Below are 889 nucleotides of genomic sequence, written 5' to 3' on the forward strand. Positions count from 1 at the left end.
TGCGCAAGCCCAACGGCGATCCGGTTGGAAGTTCCAGCACGGCCAACGCTACTGTGACGGGAAGTACTCCGATTGATCTGCTGCCACCTTCACTCGTGGCACCGGCCATTAATCCGATCGATGTACTAGCCTATCCGAACGGCGTGACGGTGCGCATCGAGTATCTTGGCGCACTGAAAGCGGACCGTGCTCGACTGGTCGAAGTCAATCCGCCGGCGGGCTCGCCGCAGTTTCCGTTGGTGGAATTCAACAGCGATAAACAGGTGGATACGGTGTTGAGCCCCGCATTTCTCGCCGCGCGACATGGAAAGATCATGGAGCTGCGCTGGAATTTAAATCGCAACGGTGGGCAGGCTGGCAAGTCGCCCATCACCCAAATGAGTGTGCTGAAGATTGCGGATGGGGATCCACGGTTACCGACACCGAACATTGACGGCAATACGAGTTCAGAGCTGAAGGTTCAAGAACTCACAACAGATGCGCGGATTCTCGCGGTGAAATGGCCGCTGTTCGAGCCCGGGCAACCGATCTGGGTCAATTGTGCAGGCTTTGACAGCAATGGTGATGCCGTCAGCAAGGACGTCAGGTCGGGAGAGCCTAATGATTCAATGGATGGCTTGTCGGTGGCGGCGCCGGTTGAGTGGTTGAAAGAACTCAAAGACGGGACTGAGCTAAAGATAACATGCGCGGTTAACCTGGATGGGTCTGCTATCAAAGCTAACGCGGTGACCTTTCCGCCACGTTCCTAAGGCATACACAAGGCACCTGTCAGATCTGACAGGTGCGCAAATCGCCATAAAGCGCTCTGATAGCTCCTGCCATTCCCACTGCGCAGGAGCTTGCTTCATGACCACCTCAACCCCACCGGACAACACCGTCCTCGTACTCT

Annotated in this window: 1 pseudogene; it reads left to right on the forward strand. The window is 56.1% G+C overall.

Annotated elements, in window-relative coordinates:
* A pseudogene (locus JJD74_RS30600) lies at positions 1-749 on the forward strand (hypothetical protein); the annotation flags it as partial.
* Between the last annotated feature and the right edge of the window lie 140 nt (positions 750-889).

This window comes from Pseudomonas sp. MF6776, from assembly GCF_016613125.1.
GTDB lineage: Bacteria > Pseudomonadota > Gammaproteobacteria > Pseudomonadales > Pseudomonadaceae > Aquipseudomonas > Aquipseudomonas iridis.